General features: G+C 34.4%; 1 protein-coding gene. It reads left to right on the top strand.

Annotation, left to right across the window (positions count from 1 at the left end; genetic code table 11):
• The coding region (locus tag CN601_RS21820; RefSeq protein ID WP_142317396.1) for an InlB B-repeat-containing protein at positions 1-308 on the top strand (308 nt) is incomplete at both ends.

Genomic DNA, 308 nt, shown 5'->3' with positions numbered 1-308 from the left:
ACAAACAACACTACTTTATATGCGAAATGGAAAATCAATTCGTATAAAGTAAGTTATGTAAGCAATGGTGGATCTACAGTTCCTGCTCAAACTGCTAATTACAATAGCGTAATTAATTTACCAAAACCAACAAAAACGGGTTACACATTTGCTGGATGGTATAAAGATGCTACGTTAAAAACAGCAGCAGGAAGTTCTGTAAAATTAGCAAGCAACATCACGCTTTACGCAAAATGGAACATTAGCACGTATACTGTTAAATTTAACAGTAACGGAGGAAGTTCAGTTGCTTCAAAAACAGCAATTTA

This window comes from Bacillus sp. AFS017336 (genome assembly GCF_002555445.1).
Classification (GTDB): Bacteria; Bacillota; Bacilli; order Bacillales; family Bacillaceae_G; genus Gottfriedia.
The sequence above is the reverse complement of the archived record's forward strand: the minus strand, read 5'-3'. Positions and strand labels throughout refer to the sequence as shown.